The sequence below is a fragment of the Wenzhouxiangella sp. XN24 genome (assembly GCF_011064545.1).
GTDB lineage: Bacteria > Pseudomonadota > Gammaproteobacteria > Steroidobacterales > XN24 > XN24.
Window position 1 is genome coordinate 13,039 of the sequence record NZ_JAAMFG010000034.1, and the last position, 17,839, is coordinate 30,877.

At 66.3% G+C, this 17,839-nt stretch carries 13 protein-coding genes; 7 read left to right on the forward strand and 6 right to left on the reverse strand.

Annotation, left to right across the window (positions count from 1 at the left end):
* Positions 1–131: 131 nt before the first annotated feature.
* Positions 132–575 (forward strand): malectin domain-containing carbohydrate-binding protein, encoded by a 444-nt coding sequence (locus G6032_RS07800; RefSeq protein ID WP_165281590.1) that lies wholly within the window; start codon positions 132–134, stop codon positions 573–575.
* Between the two features lie 16 nt (positions 576–591).
* Here the strand turns inward: G6032_RS07800 and eda are convergent, their stop codons facing one another.
* The 4 genes from eda to zwf all read right to left on the reverse strand — a co-directional run bounded on the left by eda (position 592) and on the right by zwf (position 5,319).
* Complete coding sequence (eda, locus tag G6032_RS07805) at positions 592–1,251, reverse strand: bifunctional 4-hydroxy-2-oxoglutarate aldolase/2-dehydro-3-deoxy-phosphogluconate aldolase (protein WP_165281591.1); 660 nt, start codon at positions 1,249–1,251, stop codon at positions 592–594.
* A 65-nt stretch (positions 1,252–1,316) separates the two neighbouring features.
* Positions 1,317–3,131 (reverse strand): phosphogluconate dehydratase, encoded by a 1,815-nt coding sequence (gene edd / locus G6032_RS07810; protein WP_346763803.1) that lies wholly within the window; start codon positions 3,129–3,131, stop codon positions 1,317–1,319.
* 5 nt (positions 3,132–3,136) lie between these two features.
* The gene (gene pgl / locus G6032_RS07815) at positions 3,137–3,847 is read right to left on the reverse strand and encodes a 6-phosphogluconolactonase (protein WP_165281593.1); all 711 of its coding nucleotides are present in this window, start codon (positions 3,845–3,847) and stop codon (positions 3,137–3,139) included.
* A gap of 8 nt (positions 3,848–3,855) precedes the next feature.
* Positions 3,856–5,319 (reverse strand): glucose-6-phosphate dehydrogenase, encoded by a 1,464-nt coding sequence (gene zwf, locus G6032_RS07820; RefSeq protein WP_206211886.1) that lies wholly within the window; start codon positions 5,317–5,319, stop codon positions 3,856–3,858.
* A gap of 211 nt (positions 5,320–5,530) precedes the next feature.
* Between zwf and G6032_RS07825 the strand changes: the two genes are divergently transcribed.
* Both G6032_RS07825 and G6032_RS07830 read left to right on the forward strand, forming a co-directional pair.
* Positions 5,531–5,977, forward strand: a complete 447-nt coding sequence (locus G6032_RS07825; RefSeq protein ID WP_165281594.1) for a DUF305 domain-containing protein — start codon at positions 5,531–5,533, stop codon at positions 5,975–5,977.
* A gap of 139 nt (positions 5,978–6,116) precedes the next feature.
* On the forward strand, positions 6,117–7,382 hold the full coding sequence (locus tag G6032_RS07830; RefSeq protein ID WP_165281595.1) for a bifunctional alpha/beta hydrolase/OsmC family protein: 1,266 nt from the start codon (positions 6,117–6,119) through the stop codon (positions 7,380–7,382).
* Here the strand turns inward: G6032_RS07830 and G6032_RS07835 are convergent.
* Entirely contained in the window at positions 7,336–8,211 is an 876-nt protein-coding gene (locus tag G6032_RS07835) for a sterol desaturase family protein (RefSeq protein ID WP_165281596.1), read from the reverse strand. The genes G6032_RS07830 and G6032_RS07835 overlap by 47 nt on opposite strands.
* Positions 8,212–8,544: 333 nt before the next feature.
* On the opposite strand from G6032_RS07835, the gene G6032_RS07840 reads away from it, so the two are divergent.
* On the forward strand, positions 8,545–10,293 hold the full coding sequence (locus G6032_RS07840; RefSeq protein ID WP_165281597.1) for an EAL domain-containing protein: 1,749 nt from the start codon (positions 8,545–8,547) through the stop codon (positions 10,291–10,293).
* Between the two features lie 67 nt (positions 10,294–10,360).
* On the opposite strand, the gene G6032_RS07845 is transcribed toward G6032_RS07840, so the two are convergent.
* Entirely contained in the window at positions 10,361–13,588 is a 3,228-nt protein-coding gene (locus G6032_RS07845; protein WP_165281598.1) for a putative Ig domain-containing protein, read from the reverse strand.
* 187 nt (positions 13,589–13,775) lie between these two features.
* Between G6032_RS07845 and G6032_RS07850 the strand changes: the two genes are divergently transcribed.
* The 3 genes from G6032_RS07850 to G6032_RS07860 are packed head-to-tail and all read left to right on the forward strand — an operon-like array spanning position 13,776 to position 17,837.
* Positions 13,776–14,369: a sigma-70 family RNA polymerase sigma factor gene (locus G6032_RS07850; RefSeq protein ID WP_165281599.1), complete on the forward strand. Its 594-nt coding sequence runs from the start codon at positions 13,776–13,778 to the stop codon at positions 14,367–14,369.
* Positions 14,369–17,107: a serine/threonine-protein kinase gene (locus G6032_RS07855; protein WP_165281600.1), complete on the forward strand. Its 2,739-nt coding sequence runs from the start codon at positions 14,369–14,371 to the stop codon at positions 17,105–17,107. Before G6032_RS07850 ends, G6032_RS07855 begins: the two co-directional genes overlap by 1 nt.
* Positions 17,108–17,150: 43 nt before the next feature.
* Positions 17,151–17,837 (forward strand): tellurite resistance TerB family protein, encoded by a 687-nt coding sequence (locus G6032_RS07860; protein ID WP_165281601.1) that lies wholly within the window; start codon positions 17,151–17,153, stop codon positions 17,835–17,837.
* Positions 17,838–17,839: the final 2 nt, after the last annotated feature.

The window sequence follows — 17,839 nt, forward strand, 5'->3', positions numbered from 1 at the left end:
GGACCGGTCACGAACGCGCGCACCAGCGGCCCGCGGCGGACCGGACAGGGTCACTCGTGCTGCAATCGCAGCATCATCATGTTCTTAGGCGCAGTGCAACAATGAACCCGAAATCTGCAGCTATTCTCGCCATGACGGCATCCGTTGTATTCACCCTCAAGGGAGGCCTGGCCCAGGCAGATGAACGCCCGATGGTATGGGCCGTCAACGTCGGCGGCCCGGCCTACCAGGCGACGGACGGTACGGCTTACGAGGCCGAGTCCTCGCTCAGCGGAGGAATAACGGGCACGCTCGATCACGTCAAAGGCTCCCAGGACCCCGTCCTTTACGAGACGTTCCGCGAAGGCGCGCTGCGGGTTGAGAGGCCTGTGCCGAACGGTCGTTACGACATCACCTTCCATTTTGCCGAACACGAGCCGATCGGCGGGGGCGAGCGCGTGTTCGATGTGCTGGTCGAGGACCGGGTCGTGATCCGGGCGCTGGACGTCATGCGCAGCCGCGACGGCATCGATGACGACATCTTCCCGCAGCGAATGCTCGTGGATTACGTGCGCGTGTATCGCCTCGAGCCGTAGCGCGTCGGGCGCGGACTCAAGGCGCCGTGCGCAGCCGGCTGGCGTGCTCGGCGAGCGACCTGATGCGGGGCCAGTCGCCAGCGCGCACGGCGTCCGCCGGCACCATCCAGGACCCGCCGACCGTCACCACGTTGCCGAGGGCCAGGTAGGCGGGCGCGCGGACTGCGTCGATGCCGCCCGTCGGGCAGAAGCGGACATCGGGAAACGGACCTGAAAAGGCCTTGAGTGCGGCGACTCCGCCCGCGGCCTCGGCCGGGAAAAACTTGAAACGACGATGGCCCGCCGCGATGCCGTGCAGCAGCTCGGTGGCCGTCGCGATCGCGGGAATGAAGGGTATCGCGCTTTCCGCCCCGGCGACGTACAAGGCTTCGCTGGCGCCGGGGGAGATCGCGAACATCGCCCCGGCTTGTGCGGCTGATTGCAGCCCCGCGGGGTCGAGTATCGTGCCGGCGCCGACGATCGCGGTCGGAACCTCCTCGCGAATAAGGGCGATCGCCTCCAGAGCGGCGTCGCTGCGCAACGTCACCTCGAGGACGGGCAGGCCGCCGTCCACGAGCGCGCGTGCCAGCGGAACTGCATCGTCCAGACGTTCGATCGTCAGCACCGGCAAGACCGGAGCTCGTTGCAGAATGGCGTCGACCGCGGCTGCACGACTTGTCGGATCCCACTTGTTCATTGCGCTTCCTCGTCTGGGCAAACCGTGCGTTCGTGCCGCCGATATCGGCGACCAGCGCCCGCGTACTAGTCTCCGTCGAACAACGCGCAGGCGCCTTGTTCCGCGCTGCCGGCGCCTCTGCGCATCAAGCCGAACATCTCTCGCCCGTAACCGACGTGATGCGTCTCCAGTTCCAGCGGGGCGGGCGTTCGCGCGGCCAGCGTGGCTGGCTCGACATCGACATCGAGTCGCCCTTGCTCGGCATCGATCGAGATCGGGTCGCCGTCGACCACGCGGCCGATGGCGCCATCCGCTACGGCTTCGGGCACGACGTGGATCGCCGCCAGCACCGTGCCGGACGCGCCGGACATGCGGCCATCGGTCAGCAGTGCGACGCGCTGGCCACGGTCCTGCAGCAACGACAGGACAGGCGTGAGCTTGTGCAACTCCGGCATGCCGTTTGCGCGCGGGCCCTGGCCGCGTATGACTGCGACGAAATCACCTGTGAGCGTGTCATCCCGGAATGCGTCCAGCAGGGCGTCCTGGGAATCGAAGACGCGGGCCGGCGCCTGGATGGCGCGGTGCTCCGGCGCCACCGCCGAGATCTTGACCACCGCCCGGCCGAGATTGCCCTGCAAGAGGCGGATTCCGCCCTCGGGCGCAAAAGGACTTGCGGCAGTTCGCAGCACGTCGATGTCGAGAGACGCTGTCGGCGGCTCCCGCCAGCAGAGCTGTGCACCGTCGAGCCAGGGCTCGCGCGCCTGCGCATACAAGTCGCCACCGTGCACGCAGGCAATATCCGGATGGAGCAATCCGGCACCCAGCAGTTCCCGGATCAGCAACCCGAATCCCCCGGCCGCATGGAAGTGATTCACGTCCGCGCTGCCATTGGGGTAGATCCGCGTCAGCAGCGGGGTCACGCGGGAGAGCTCGTCGAGATCGCTCCAGTCGATCACCAGTCCGGCGGCGCGGGCGATCGCGACGAGATGGATGGCGTGGTTGGTGGATCCTCCCGTCGCGGCCAGGCCGACCATGGCGTTGACGATCGCCTTCTCATCGATGGTCCGGCCGATGGGCGTGTAGCAATCGCCGAGGGCGGTGATCGTGCACGCGCGTTCTGCGGCGGCCGCCGTGAGAGCGTCACGCAGAGGCGTGTTTGGGTTGACGAAGGCCGTACCGGGCATGTGCAGGCCCATGACCTCCATCAACATCTGGTTCGAGTTGGCGGTGCCGTAGAAGGTGCAGGTGCCGGGACCATGGTACGACTGGGACTCGGCTTCCAGCAGTTCTTCCCGGCTGGCCTTGCCCTCGGCATAAAGCTTGCGGATGCGTGCCTTCTCGCGGTTGGGGATGCCGGAAGGCATCGGCCCGGCCGGAATCATGATGACCGGGAGATGACCGAAGCTGAGCGCGCCGATCAGCAGGCCAGGGACGATCTTGTCGCAGACGCCCAGCATTACGGCGGCGTCGAACATGTCATGTGAAAGGGCCACGGCGGTGGCCAGCGCGATGGTGTCGCGGGAAAACAGCGACAGCTCCATGCCGGGCCGACCCTGGGTGACGCCGTCGCACATCGCGGGTACGCCCCCCGCAACCTGGGCGGTGCAGCCGGCCTGGCGTGCGGCCAGCTTGATCAGCGCGGGATAGCGCTCGAGCGGCTGATGCGCAGAGAGCATGTCGTTGAAGGCAGTCACGATGCCGAGGTTGGGCCGTTGCAGCCCGCGCAGCACCGGCTTGTCGCCGGCGGAGGCCGCGAAGCCGTGTGCGAGGTTGCCACAACTGATGTTGCCGCGTGCCGGGCCCTGGCTGCGCGCCCGGTCGATCTTCGCCAGGTAAGCATTGCGCTTGGGATGGCTGCGGATCCGGATCCGTTCCGTGACGGCTTCGATGACGGGATGAATCGGCATCATGGACTCCAGTGGATTTCGATTGGCACCGTAGCGCGCCGCAACAGAGTCGCGACCGGCAGGTCCGGCCCGTTGCGCTGCGACTGGGCCTGGTCGAGAACGGCGCGCTTGGCGTCGCCGGTGGCGACGAGAAAGAGCCGCTTCGTACGCATCAGTCGGGCCAGGGTGAGCGACACCCGGGGATAGGGGGCTTCCGGCGGCAGCGGGACCGGGTTCACCACCAGGGCGGATCGGCGACTGGCCGGATCCAGGCCGGCGGCCAGCTCTGCGGCGCCTGGGAACAGCGAGGCGAAATGGCCATCGGCCCCGATGCCGAGCAGAACGGCATCGAAAGGCTCGCTGACCGCGCCCATCGTGGTCTCGCCCTGTTCGGCATTGGCGTCGGCGTCGGGTCCCACGGCTGCCGGGACCAGTTCGAGCACGTGCACGCCGGCAGCCGCGCCGAAGGCGTTACGCACTTCGCGGCTGTTACGCGCGGGGTGACCCGCCGGCACCCAACGCTCATCAGTCGCGACCAGGGATACTCTCGACCAGTCCAGCCGGGCCTCTGCGAGGCAGCGATAGATCGGAAAAGGCGTGCGCCCGCCGGCCAGGGCCAGCACGGCTTTGCCGCTCGAGTCGAGCGCTTCACGAACCAGGGCCTCGAACTGCCCTGCGACCCGGGTCGCAAGCGTCTCGGCGTCGGCATGGCTCGATTCCGTCCAGCTCACGTCGAGATTCACTCGCGCCAGCTGTGACCGTAGCGCTCGGTCAGCGTCACGGCGCTGCTGGGCCCCCAGGTGCCGGCCTGGTAGCGTTTCGGGCCATGTTCGTTGTTCCGCCAGCCCGACAGGATCTCGTCCACCCAGTGCCAGGCGGTTTCCACCTCGTCACGGCGGACGAACAAGGTGCTGTTGCCTTCGATGGCATCGATATACAGGCGTTCATAGGCGCCGCGCCGGCGCACGTCTTCGAAGGCGTCATCGAGATCCAGGTCCAGGGCCACCTGGGACAAGCGCAGCCCGCCGCGGTCGAGACCCGGCGCCTTGTTCATGAGGTGCAGGGAGATGTGTTCTTCTGGCTGCAGGTGGATCACGAGGGCATTCGGCTCCACTCGCGCTCCCCCGTTGGCGAAGATCGAATGCGGGACGGCGCGGAACTGGAGGCAGATCTCGCTGCAACGTCGCGCCATGCGCTTGCCGGTGCGCAGGTAAAAAGGCACGCCCGACCAGCGCCAGTTGTCGATATGGGCCCGCAGGCCGACGAAGGTCTCGGTGCGGCTGGGTGCGCCGAGTTCCTCTATGTAACCGGGCACGGCCACGCTGTCCACGGCTCCCGCGCTGTACTGGCCGGACACGCTGTGGGTGGCGATGTCGGCGCCCTGGATGGGCCGCAGTGAGCGCAGGACCTTGATTTTTTCGTTACGCACCGCGCTCGGGTCGAATCGCGAGGGCGGTTCCATCGCGGTGAGGCACAACAACTGGAGCAGGTGGTTCTGCACCATGTCGCGCATGGCGCCGGACTCGTCGTAATAACCGGCACGACCCTCGACTCCGACGGTCTCGGCCACGGTGATCTGCACCTGCTCGATATGCCTGGCGTTCCACAGGGGTTCGAACAGCGCATTGCCGAATCGCAGGGCCAGCAGGTTCTGCACGCCTTCCTTGCCGAGGTAATGGTCTACTCGGTAGATGCGGCCTTCGTCGAAGGTCGTGGCGACGGCATCGTTGATGCCGACGGAGCTGGCGAAGTCGTGTCCGATCGGTTTTTCCATCATCACCCGCGTGCCCGGGCCAGTCAGTCCGGCCGCGCCGAGTGCGGCGCACACGTGGCCGTACCAGCGCGGGGCCGTCGACAGGTGAAACAGCACCTCGCCGGTGCGCCGCTCGGTCACAAGGCGGGTCAAGCGGTTTATCGACTCCTGGTCCTCAAGATCGACCGGAAGATAGTCGACCCGGGCGAGCAGGCGTTGCACGCTGTCCTCGCTTCGATCCTGGGGCGGGGTTCTTCGCGTGATCGATTCGGCAACCTGGGCGTGAAAAGCCTCGCGATCGAGGTTGCTGCGAGCGCAGCAGAGAATCTGCAGCGATTCCGGGAGCAGGCCGTCACGCTCGAGGCTGTGCAGCGAAGGCAACAGCATCCGCTGCCCCAGGTCGCCCGTGGCGCCGAATATGACCAGCAGCGAAGCCGCCTGGGAATTCAATGCGCTACTCCGCGCACATCGTTGTGTAATGCGTCATGGTTGAGCATGCTCGACGAAGTTGACAGCGCTGTCAATCGGGCGATACATGTGGCGCGCGCCGCGTTGTCCTGACTGCGCCCTGCCTCGGCCTGCCTATACTTGATGCAAAGGCAGGCCGACCGTCTTCCGCACGGCCGATGCCTGCGGTCCGGTCATTCAGAAGGAAGCATCCATGAAATCTTACCTGCGATTCGCCGCGATGATCGCCACCTCGACCGTCGTGATGTTCGGCCTCATGTACTTGAACACTTACGAGTTCGGGCACCTCTTTTTCAGCGAGACCCGCCTGTACATGGCCCTGTTGATGGGTGCATCCATGGCGATCGTCATGCTGAGCTTCATGTGGAACATGTATTCGGATCGTCGCGTGAACATTGCCATCTACGTGCTGGGCGCCGTGGTATTCGCGGCATCTTTATGGCTCGTGCGGAGCCAGGCTACGGTGGACGAGGTGTCGTACATGCGGGCCATGATTCCGCACCACTCGATTGCAATCCTGACCAGTGAACGCGCCACCATCGAGGATCCGCGGGTGCGGGAACTCGCGGACGAGATCATCGCAGCGCAGCGCCGCGAGATCGAGGAGATGGAAATGCTGATCGACGACCTGGATCGCTAGGGATCCGAGTCCCGAGACGCAACCGATTTTGATGGCCGTGTGCCCGTCCCCGTGAAATCGCGTGTCGCGGCCCGTAAGCTTTCGGCATGCAGCCGGGTCTTACAGGTAGCGGCATACGAAACACGCGGAGGGGAAATTGATGGCCGAAGAGCGCATTCGCTTCATGGGAACCGGGGGAGAATGGCTCGTGGGCCGCATCACGCGACCGTCGGACGGCGCGCCGCACGCCTGGGCCCTGTTTGCCCATTGCTTCACCTGCAGCAAGAGCATCGCGGCGGCGACGCGGATTTCACGCGCCCTCGCGGAGCGCGGCTTCGGCGTATTGCGCTTCGATTTCACCGGGATCGGTGAGAGCGCGGGAGATTTTGCCGACACTAACTTCTCCAGCAACATCGAGGACCTGCTGGCGGCCGCCGACTGGATGCGCAGCGAGGCCCGTGCGCCGCGCTTGCTGGTCGGCCATTCCCTGGGCGGCACCGCCGCACTGGAGGCGGCGGCCCGGATAGAGGAATGCGTGGCGGTGGCGACGATCGGCGCGCCGGCGCGCGCGGATCACGTCGAGAAGCTGTTTGGCCCGGATCGCGAGTCGATCATGCAGGACGGCGAGGCGACCGTGGACCTCGGCGGACGGCCGTTCAATATCAAGCGGCAATTCATCGAGGACCTGCGCAAACACGATATGCCGCGGTCGTTACGCAAACTGCGTCGCGCGATGCTGGTCATGCATTCGCCGCAGGACGAGGTGGTGGCGATCGACAATGCCAGCGAACTGTTCAGCCACGCGCTGCACCCGAAGAGCTTCGTCAGTCTCGACGGGGCAAACCACCTGCTCACCGGGACGGCCGATTCCCGCTACGTCGCAGAGGTGGTTGCCGCGTGGGCCTCGCGCTACCTGCCCGAGGAGGACGTCTCGACGGCCGCGGCTCCGCAGGACGCACCGCAGGAAGAAGGCAGGATTTTCGCCCACACCGGGATGGGCGCCTTCCGGACCGAGTTGCAGGTCGCCGGACATGCATTGATCGCCGATGAGCCGGTTTCGTTGGGTGGTGACGGCGCTGGACCCGGTCCCTACGACCTGCTGGGCGCCGCGTTGGCGGCCTGCACGTCCATGACGCTGCAGATGTACCTGGCGCGCAAGAAATGGCCGGCCGAGGCGATCGACGTGACGGTGCGCCATGACCGGATCCATGCGGCGGACTGCGCGGACTGCGGCACGCGCGAGGGCAAGGTGGATCGTTTCCGCCGGGAAGTACACGTCACCGGCGCGTTGGACGAGGCCCAGCGGGCCAGGCTGCACGAAATCGCCGACATGTGCCCTGTGCATCGCACCCTGGAATCCAGGGTGCAGATCGAGACCGTTACGGCTCATTCTCCGGCTCCGGCGGGTCCCACGAACGGCGATTGATCGTGTAGCCGCTGATCCGGCCGCGAAACGGCAGCGCCAGCAGCCCGGTCAGCCAGCAGGCCTGGCGCGGGTCGGTGCAGCCATGGATGCCGATGGTCATCCCCGTATGCCCCGCCCGGGGCTGGGCGCGGTAGGTGCCGAACAGGCGGTCCCACCAGGGCAGGCTGAAACCGAAGTTGGAATTCGTTTCGTCGTCCTCGACGGAATGGTGTACCCGGTGCATGTCCGGTGTCACCAGGAACCAGCGCAGCACTCGCTCCACACGGCCGGGGAGACGGACATTGCCGTGGTTGAACATGGAAGTCGCGTTGAGCAGCACCTCGAAGATGACGACGGCGACCACCGGCGGGCCGAGCAGGGCGATGGCGGCGAACTTGATCAGCATCGACAGCAAGATCTCCAGCGGATGGAAGCGTGCGCCGGTGGTCAGGTCGAAATCGAGATCCGCGTGATGCACCCGATGCAGGCGCCAGAGCGCCGGGATCGCGTGCACCATCACGTGTTGCAGCCAGATGACGAAGTCGAGCACCACGACTGCGAGGACGACCGCCAGCCACGCAGGCAAGGCCACCTGGTTCAGGACGCCCCAGCCCTCGCCGGCCACCCAGGCGGCCATGCCGACCGCCGCGGCCGGGAAGACCAGGCGCAGCAGCACGGTATTGAGGACCACCAGGCCGATATTGTTCCCCCAGCGGAGGCTCCTGGAGAGGGTCAGGGCGCGCGCCGGGGCGCGAAGTTCCCAGGTCGCCATCAGGGCGAAGACGGTGACGAACGCGGCCCCGCGGACCAGTATTTCGTGGGCAGCGATCCAGTCAGCGAAGGCTGCCATGTCGGGTTGCTCGGCTAATTGGAGATCGGGTCAAGCGATGATGCTTGCAGGATGGTGTCGCCTTGTCAAAGGACCCCGGGGGAAGCCTCCTGCGGCCGCCGGCGTTTTTTTCGCCAACTGCTCGGCCGCCGTGAAATTCGCCGCCCGGATATGAATTCTTTGTGACACCGGCATTTTCGCTATCAAGGGCGGCTTACAAGAGCCGCTAAGGGGCGCATACACCCAGGTAAGCGAACGATGCCGCTTCTAGTCCCGCCGTCTGGTGATCCGGTCGCGACGGATCCAGCCGCCGATGATCCCGCGAATAATCAAGGCACACCGTCGCGGCATGCCGTGGACCTTTTGCGAGCATCGTCGTCCAGGGGACTGTCACTCGACGGGATCATCGAGTCGGGGACGACCGTCGACCCGGATCGCGTGGCGAGCGAAGTCCTCGACCTGTTTCTCGCCGACCATGATCTGCGCGTCATTCCCGTGATCGACCAGGGCCGTCCCGTCGGCCTGGTGAATCGCCAGTCCATGGTGGAGATGTTCAGTCGCCCCTTTCGCCGCGACCTTTTCGGCCGCCGCGAAATCCGCCACCTGATGGACCCCGACCCGATCATCGTGCATGCGACGACCGATATCGATGATCTCGCCCAGACCCTGGTTGCGGCGGGCTTGCAGCAGATGCTCGACGGATTCCTGGTGGTCGGCGCGGACGGTTCGTACGCCGGGATCGGCAATGCCCAGACCCTTCTGAGCGAGATGACGAAACGCAAGGAAGCACACCTTTACCAGATGGCGCATTACGACGCGCTGACCGGGCTGCCGAACCGGATCCTGTTCCGGGACCGGTTGACCATGGCGCTGGAGCAGGCCAGCCGCAGCCTGGCCCAGGTCGCGGTGGTCTTTCTCGACATCGACCATTTCAAGCGGATCAACGACACGCTCGGGCATCCGGCCGGCGACGACCTGTTACGCACCATCGCACACCGGTTGCAGAGCTCGGTACGCGGTTGCGACACGCTGGCGCGCATGGGAGGAGACGAGTTCACTTTAGTGCTGACCGGCCTGACGGGGAGCACCGATGCGGCGGTCGTGATTCGGAAGCTGCGCGCGCGCCTGAGCGAGCCGATGGCATTGGCCGGGCGACAGACCATGGTCACTGCGAGTATCGGCATCGCCATGTACCCGGGCGACGGGCGGGAGATGGACGACCTCGTGCGCAAGGCCGACATCGCGCTCTATGCGTCCAAGCAGGCCGGTCGCGACACCTATCATTTCTTCGACAAGACCCACCAGCGCTTCGACGACTCGCGCCTGTATCTCGAGGAAGAACTTCGCGTGGCCATCAGCCAGCACCGGGTCCAGCCGGTCTTCCAGGCGCTCGTTTCGGCCTCGGACGGAAGAGTGGTCGGCATGGAAGCCCTGGCGCGCTGGCGGCATCCTGAGATGGGCATGATTCCCCCCTCGACCTTCGTGACGCTGGCCGAGGATGCCGGCCTGATCCGTGCCCTCGGGCTGTCGATGAATCGTGCGGCGAGCCTTGCCGCCGCCAATGATCCGGACACTGCCGGCTTGCGGCTCTCATTGAATGTATCGGCGCTCGAAATCCGCGCGGACGACTTCGTGAGCAACCTGCTTCAGCAACTCGAGGAGGTCGGTTTGCCTCCCGCGCAGGTCCAGCTCGAGCTGACGGAGCGACTGTTCCTGGATCCCAGTCAGAAGCTGCTCGCCAAGCTCGAGGAGCTGCGCGGCAAGGGCATCAAGATCGCCATCGACGATTTCGGCATCGGTGCCACGTCACTGCACCTGCTGCACAAGCTGCCGATCGATGTCCTCAAGATCGACCGGGTGTTCATTCATGGCCTCGAGGAAGACGACCGCATCGGCACGCTCGTGCGGGCGATCATCGAGATGGGCCATTCACTCGGTCTCGAGATCGTGGCCGAGGGCGTGGAGACCGCCACCCAGGCGCAACGGCTTCGAGGCTACGGTTGCGATTACCTGCAGGGATACCTGTTCTGCAAGCCGATGGCGCCGCCGAGGTTCCGCGCCTGGCTGCGACGGGGTGAGCCGTTGAGCCAGGCTGCGGGGTAGACGCGATTCGCGCCGGCAGGAGCGGCCTGGCTGATCTGCAGCCAGGCCGCTCCGATGGCTTCGAGGTTCAGGGCAACTCGGCGTAGGCCCAGGGCAGCAGCACCGACGGAAGCCCGGTCGGATCCTCCTGGCGCCAGAGGACCGTGAAGGTGTCGCCGTCGCTGCTGATCAACGGGTCGTCTGCGAAGCCCGCCTGGTTCTCGAGCTGTACGCTGGACCAGTCGGTGCCGTCGAAGGTGCCGTAATGGACCTGTGGGAAGCCGCTGCCCGAGCCATCCTGCTGTACCCAGGCGATGCCGAAACCCGTATCGTTGGCGGCAAGTCCGCCGCTGAAAGCCTGGTTCAGCAGTGCGTCACTGGTTCCCACTGCCTGGGCGCCCAGCCACGCGGAGCCGTCGTGCACATTCGCGCGCAGGGTGGACGACGTGAAGTCGGCATCGTCCCTGGATTCCCAGCTGATTGCGTAACCGCCGGTGACCGGGTTGGCGACCAGCGCGCGCAATGTTGTCGAGATCGTGTCGTTGTCGAGCAGTTCGGGTGAAGACCAGGCGCTGCCGTTCCACAGGCTTGCGTATATGTCGTTGGAAAACCCGGTCGTCGGGCGGGTAGACCAGGCCAGTCCATAGCCCGTGCCGTCCGACGCGACCAGGATTGGAGAAGCGACCGTCGCAGAATCGTCGCTCACGCGCGCCGTGGTGAAATCACCAACTGCACCGGTAGGAGAAACGCTGGCGTACGCATTCCTGAAGACGTCTCCCGCGGGGTTGTGGGACCAGTAAATCATGTACCCGGTCCCATCGGAAGTGATTTCTGGCGAGCCATTCGCACCGTCAGAACCTATGATCGTGTGACCGCTCCATGCCGTCCCGTCGAAGATGTTCACCGGCAGGGTATTTTCCAGGTTGTTCCAGGCGGTGGCATAGCCCGTGCCGTTGGAGCCGATTTTGACCCGCTGGACGAACTCCGCGCCGTCATCGATCTGCACAGGCCCGCCCCAGGCACCGTTCTCGTAAAGACTCGTCCACGCCCGATTCCGGTCGAACGATGTGTCGGAGAACAGGGATGCTTGTGCCCACGCCGCCATGTAACCCGTGCCGTTGCTCGCGATCGCGATGCTTTGCGGAAACCCCGTCAATGTGGCGTCGATCGCGGTCACCGGGCTCCATGCCTGTCCGTCGAATACGCGCACCACGACGTCGTAGTTCCCGTCAGCGCGGCTTCCCCGGCTTCCGATGATGGCGAACCCGGAGTCACTGGCAGCGATGCTGTCGTCTTCTTGCACACTCAAGCCGAGTTCGACCGGGTCGCTCCAGTCGCCGCTGGCGCCCCTTGTGCTTGCGTAGGTGCTTGTGTCGGCACCGTTTCGCTGAGTCCAGACGGCCAGCGTCAGGCCCCCGTCGTTAGTCACCAGGCGGGCCGGGCGCACACTCGACCCGGGTTGCAGGCTCACGAGCGCGCTCGGGCTCGTGAACGGGGCGTCGCTACGGGACACATACACCTGCGTGCCGCTGTCGTCGGATGGTTGCTGGGACCAGTAGGCGAAAGCGTCGATCCCGCTGCCGACAGCGACAAGGCGCTCCGGAGAATCGGGCAGGGTCTCGAGCAGGACCGGCGCGCCGCTGCCCCAGGTGGCCGCGTCCAGGCGATAGCCGAACAGGTCCCGGGTAGTGTTCGGCGCAGGGGATTGCGTGTAGTTCACGACAAAACCGGTGGCGTTGGGGGCCGCCTCGACGCTGCTCGCGGACTCGGTCCCGGTGTCGAGGGCCAGTGGGGTCTGCCACGCGCCATCATGGAGATTCGCCCAGGCGCGAGTCCGGCTGTCAAACTGGCTCCATGACACGAGATACTGCGACCCGTTGTTGGTCAACGTGACCTGGCTGGGACTCCTGGCACCATTGTTGATCGTGGTCGGTGCGTCGAAGCCCGTGTCGATCGAGCCCACCGTGGCACGAAGCGAGTTTCCTGCGGCCGTCCAGGTGACGAGGTAGTCGCTGCCGTTGCTGATCATACGCACGTCGCGGACGACGTCGGCGCTGCTTTCCAGGGGCGTGACGGCCGACTGGACGAAGCTGCCGGAGAATCGCATTCCCAGGACCGAGGCGACGCCGCCGTCATCCCCGATCCAGGCCAGCTGGTAATCGCTGCCGTTCGACGCGAGCGCGGGGAGCGATGAAGAATTCACGTCCTCGATCAGTGCCGGGACCGGGTTCCATCCCGAGCCGACGGTGTGGGTGATCCGGATACTACGGGCCGTAGCGGTGTTTTCGGTCCATGCGACCATGGCCGAGCTGCCGTCGCTCGCAAGCACCGGCAGGAAAGAATCGCTCGGGGCGTTCAGGCTCTGGATTCCGCTCCAGCCGGCGCCGACAGCGGCAAGCTGTGCGGCCCGGATCGTGCTTTCTCGATCAAAGGTCACCGGGTCGAATGATTCCTGGCGTCGCCATGCAGCGACGTAACCTGATCCCGACGAGATCAGCGCCAGGTTGTCTAAACTGAGGAAACGGTTGGTGGTTTCATCGAGACTCTGCGGCGTGGAAAAAGCGCCGTTGGCGAACGTCGTTGCGAAGAGTTCGGAGCCGTTCTGATTCCGCTGAGAAAACAGGACGGAAACAGAATCGCTGCCCCCGGCAAGCACGAACGAATATCCCCCCGGCGGCGGAGCGCTGACGAGTTCCTGGCTGGCGGACCAGCTTTGCGTGGCGGCGGTGTAAACCGAGTAGTGCAGTGCCTCGCTGCTCTGCAAGTCGAACTGCCACACGGCCACGCCATCACCATTGGCCATGAAGGCGGCGTCGATGTCATCGATCGAGGCCGTGCCGAGTTCGCTGCTCAGCAGTTCGAAAGGCGCCGGAACGGTGATGAAAAACGACGCGAGCGATGTGTCGGCCGTGCCGTCGCTGACCGAGATGACGATCGGGCCGAAGGGCCCGACATCAAGGTTCGACGGCGTGCCGCTGAGTGTGCCGGTGGCCGGATCGAAAGCGGCCCAGTCGGGCGCGCCGTCCACATCGAAGGTCAGAGAGTCGCCGTCGGCGTCGCTGGCCGTGGGGATGAAGGTGTAGTCCGCGCCTACAACGACCGACGTGGCGGGCGTGCCGGAGATGACGGGTGCGGTGTTGGTGCTGCCGCCGCCGGAGCCACCGCCGGAGCCACCGCCGGAGCCACCGCCGGAGCCGCCGCCACCGTCACCCGAGCCGTCCCCGGCCGAGGAGCCACCCCCGCCGCAGCCGGCTAGCAGCAAGCAGGAAAGAAGCATCGGGACAGCTGATTTCATCGCGCCACGCATCATGTTCATGTCAATACACTCTCGGTTCCCGGGGAAGTTTTTTCGTTGTCTCACTCAGGTAAACGCTATCGGACGGGGAATTCCCTCATTCCGTCCGGGTTTTGTTTGCACGGCAAGACTCGACATGACGTTTCGAAAGATTGTTGCTGGGGGCGCCCTCGGCTAATCTCGACCCCTCGCACCACAGGGGAGAGTCATGTCGCCGCCGCAGGGAATCACGCAGTTGTTGTCGCGCTGGCAAGGCGGGGAAGCCGATGCGCTCAACGAATTGTTGCCGCTCGTCTATGACGAACTGGCCCGCATTGCCCGGCGCGAATTTCATGGCCAGCCATCGGGGCATACCCTGCAACCGACCGCGTTGATCAACGAGGCATTGCTGCGACTGGTGGACAACCAGATCAGCTGGCAGGACCGGGCCCACTTTCTCGCGGTGATGACCACCACGATTCGCTGGGTGCTGGTGGACCACGCCCGGAGCGGGCGGCGTGACAAGCGCGGCGGCGATGTCGTTCGCGTGACCTTGTCGGACCAGGCGCCCGGGGCCGGGCAGACGCCCGGGGCCGAGCAGACGGTCGACCTGCTGGATCTAGACGACGCCATGACGGCTCTCAAGGCGCACGACGCCCGGAAGGCGAGGATCGTCGAGTTGCACTATTTCGGTGGCCTCAAGTACGACGAGATGGCCGCGGTCCTGGGCCTTTCCGAAGCGACCGTGCATCGCGAACTGCGTTTTTCGCGGGCCTGGCTGAAGGAGCGCCTCGCGGGCGACTCCGAGGGGCAATCGGCCTGATGGACGTGGGGGACTGGCAGCGCCTGCAGCAACTTTTCGAGGCGGCGCTCGAACTCCCCGAGGCCGCGCGCGGCGAATTCCTCGACCGCGAGTGCGGTGCGCATACCGCTCAGCGCAAGGCGGTCGAACGCCTGTTACAGCAGGACACCATCGACGACCAGTCCCTGCACAAGGTTGTCGGGGTCACGGCCGCAGAGGTGGTCGGCGCTCGCCCCAGCGAGCGAATCGGGGAGCGTCTCGGCGCGTGGCGCATCACCGGCCATATCGCGGATGGCGGCATGGGCGCGGTCTTCATGGCCGAACGCGCGGACGGCGAATACGAGCAACGCGCTGCCGTCAAGTTGCTGAACCCGGCCTTCGTGTCGGCCAATGCCAAGGCACGACTGGAGACCGAGCGGCAGATTCTCGCCGGGCTGTCCCATCCCAATATCGCCCGCCTGCTGGACGGCGGGCGCAGCGACGAGGGTGTGCCGTACCTCGTGCTGGAATACGTCGACGGCGAGTCGATCGACACGTGGTGCGATCGGCAGGGACTCGACACCCGGGCCCGCCTCAAGCTCATGGCGAAAGTGTGCCATGCGGTCGATTACGCGCATCGCAACCTCGTGGTGCACCGTGACCTGAAACCCAGCAACATCCTGGTCGATGAGCAGGGCGAGCCGCGGCTGCTCGACTTCGGCATCGCCAAGATGGTGGAAGGCGGCGCCGGGCTGACCCGCAGTGGCCACCGGGTGCTCACGCCGAGCCACGCCAGTCCCGAGCAGATCACCGGCGGTCCGGTCACCACCGCCACCGACGTGTATGCCCTCGGCGTGCTGCTGTACGACCTGCTGACGGGCCGTGCGCCCTACGACAATGAACCGTCCAGCGCGGTCGCGCTCGCCCGGGAGATCGTCGAGGGTGAGCCGACGCCGCCCAGCAGCGCGGTCACCGGCACCAGCAGCCGGCGCATCGCGGCCGCGCAGTCCCGGGGCGACCGGCTGACGCCGGCAAGACTGGCGCGCGAGCTGTCCGGCGACCTGGACAACATCGTGCTCATGGCGCTGCGCAAGGAGCCGGAGCGTCGCTATGCGTCGGCCAAGGCCCTGGCCGAGGACATCGAACGCACGCTGGCGCACCTGCCGGTCCGCGCGCGGCCCGATTCGTTCCGCTATCGCAGCGCCAAGTTCCTGCGTCGTCACAACGTCGCGGTGCCCGTCTCGGCACTGGCACTGCTGCTGGCGCTCGGCGCGGCGGCGCTGTTCACCTGGCGATTGGCCGAGCAGCGCGATATCGCATTGGCCGCCGAGGCGCGGGCGAACAACGCGGCCGAGTTCACCGCCTCGGTGCTGGGACGCACCAGCGCAAGTGCCGACGCCTCCCGTCTCGTGTCGGTGCGTGAATTGCTCGATCGTGCGGCCGAACGCCTGGAAGAGGAATTGCTCGACGAGCCTGAGGTGGCGTTGCGGGTGCGGCTTGCCCTCGCGGACGCCTACACCAGCTGGGGCGCTTACGAGGAGGGGTATGCACAGGGACTCGCCGCGCTCGAGCTGGCGGAAGTGCTGGACGTCCGCCCGCAGGAGGCCGAGGCGCTCAGGTTGCTTGGCACGGTAACCCATGGGCTCGGCCGGCTCGAAGAGTCGCTGGACTGGAGCGAGCGCGCGGAGGTCGTGTGGCGGGAGGTCGGCACCCCGGCCGAGCACGCGAGCGCACTCAGCGACGTTGCGGTGACCCTCAACGGCTTACGGCGTCGCACGGAGGCGGAACCGGTGTTCCGGGAAGCGCTCGCACGGCTGCGCATCGCGCATCCGGAAGGTCACGGCGATACCGCGTGGTTGCTCAACAACATGGCGTGGGGACTGCACGCCATGGGGCGGTTGGACGAGGCCCGGCCGCTGTACGAAGAAGCGCTGGCCATGCAGGCGCGTCTCGGCAGCCCGATCTTCGAGCTGTCGCAGACGCGAAACAATCTCGCCGGCCTGCATTTCGACCGCGGTGACCTGGCGCAGGCCGAAGCCATGTGGCAGCAGACCCTGGACGAATTCGTATCCGTGTTTGGCGCCGACGGGCATGCCGCGGTGGCGCGTGGCCAGATCGCCCTGGCCCGGGTGGCGCGGGTGCGCGGCCAGACCGTGCGCGCGCTGGAACTGACGGCGCGGGCGCTGCGGACCAACCGGGCCCTGGTGGGCGATAACCATCGCTGGACGGCGCGGTCGATGGCGATCCACGGCATGGCGCACCTCGAGGCGGGCGACCCCGACAGCGCCGAACGTTTCCTGGAACAATCCATGGCGGTTCGGCGTGAACTCCTGCCGCCGGGTCACTCGGAGTTCGCGCGACAGCACCTCGGGCAGGGACTGATCGCCCTGGCACGCGGCGATGCCGTCACGGCAGAGCGGGAGCTACGGGAGGGCCAGGCCATCGTCGCGGCGCTGGCGTCCCCGGACCGAACGCCGATCGACGCCATCGAGCTTTCACTTGCGCGGGCCGTCGCATTGCAAGGCCGCGTTGAGGAGGGCGTTGCGATTGCCCGCAAAGCGGTGGAGCGCATGCAGACGAACATGCCGCCCGGGCACTGGCAGCGACGCGCGGCTGAGGCGATCGTCGGTCTGCCGCCACTAGTGGTTCAGCCTACGGGCGCTACTTTGGCTCAAGCGGAGCAGACGTTGGCCGAACTGCGCGCAGAGTTGGGGCCGAACGCGCCATCGGTGCGCGAAATCGAGACTGCCCTGGCGACGTCCGCGCCAGGGAACCGGTAGGCCGTCGGCCGGTCAAATCCGGCTGTTTAACAAGGAGAGACACGTGTTCGACGCAAAGAAACTTCTCGACCAGTTCGTGAACAGCGGGGCCGCGGGCGGCTTCGCAGGCGGGCTCGCCGGCGGGGCGGTGGCCAATGCTTTCATGGGCAAGAAGGGCCGCAAGCTGACCAAGTCCGCGGTGAAGCTGGGGGGGCTCGCGCTGGTCGGGGGCCTGGCTTACAAGGCGTGGCAGAATCACAAGCAGTCGTCCGCCGGGCCAGCTGCGGGGCCCGCCGCGGGCTACGGGCCGGCGGCGGTGCCCGCCGGAAACCCGGCGTCCCAGGTGCCGCAGGGCACCGGCTTCCTGCCCGGGCCCGGCGATGAGACGGGGGCCCAGGAGCTCAGCCAGCTGATGGTTCGCGCCATGATCTCCGCGGCCAAGGCTGACGGACAGATCGACACGCGCGAGAGCCAGATGATCCTGCAACAGGTGAACGACCTGCCCCTGGACGACGAGGCCAAGGCGTTCCTGTTCGCCGAGTATTCCCGCCCGCTGGACATCGAGGGTCTCGTCGCCGCCGTCGACTCGCCGGAACACGCCGCCGAGGTCTACGCCGCCTCTGCGCTCGTCGTGCACCCCGCTTCACCCGCGGAACAGTTCTACCTCGACTCGCTGGCGCGCGGATTGCGTCTCGAAGCCGGGCTCGTACAGGAATTACACGCAGCGGTCGCATCCAGCACCACCGCGTGAGG

Excerpts from the sequence above, each read along its gene's own strand:
- G6032_RS07800 (WP_165281590.1), top strand. The coding sequence starts at position 132 with ATGACGGCATCCGTTGTATTCACCCTCAAGGGAGGCCTGGCCCAGGCA.
- eda (WP_165281591.1), bottom strand. The coding sequence starts at position 1,251 with ATGAACAAGTGGGATCCGACAAGTCGTGCAGCCGCGGTCGACGCCATT.
- G6032_RS07825 (WP_165281594.1), top strand. The coding sequence starts at position 5,531 with ATGAAATCTTACCTGCGATTCGCCGCGATGATCGCCACCTCGACCGTC.
- G6032_RS07830 (WP_165281595.1), top strand. The coding sequence starts at position 6,117 with ATGGCCGAAGAGCGCATTCGCTTCATGGGAACCGGGGGAGAATGGCTC.
- G6032_RS07835 (WP_165281596.1), bottom strand. The coding sequence starts at position 8,211 with ATGGCAGCCTTCGCTGACTGGATCGCTGCCCACGAAATACTGGTCCGC.
- G6032_RS07845 (WP_165281598.1), bottom strand. The coding sequence starts at position 13,588 with ATGAACATGATGCGTGGCGCGATGAAATCAGCTGTCCCGATGCTTCTT.
- G6032_RS07850 (WP_165281599.1), top strand. The coding sequence starts at position 13,776 with ATGTCGCCGCCGCAGGGAATCACGCAGTTGTTGTCGCGCTGGCAAGGC.
- G6032_RS07855 (WP_165281600.1), top strand. The coding sequence starts at position 14,369 with ATGGACGTGGGGGACTGGCAGCGCCTGCAGCAACTTTTCGAGGCGGCG.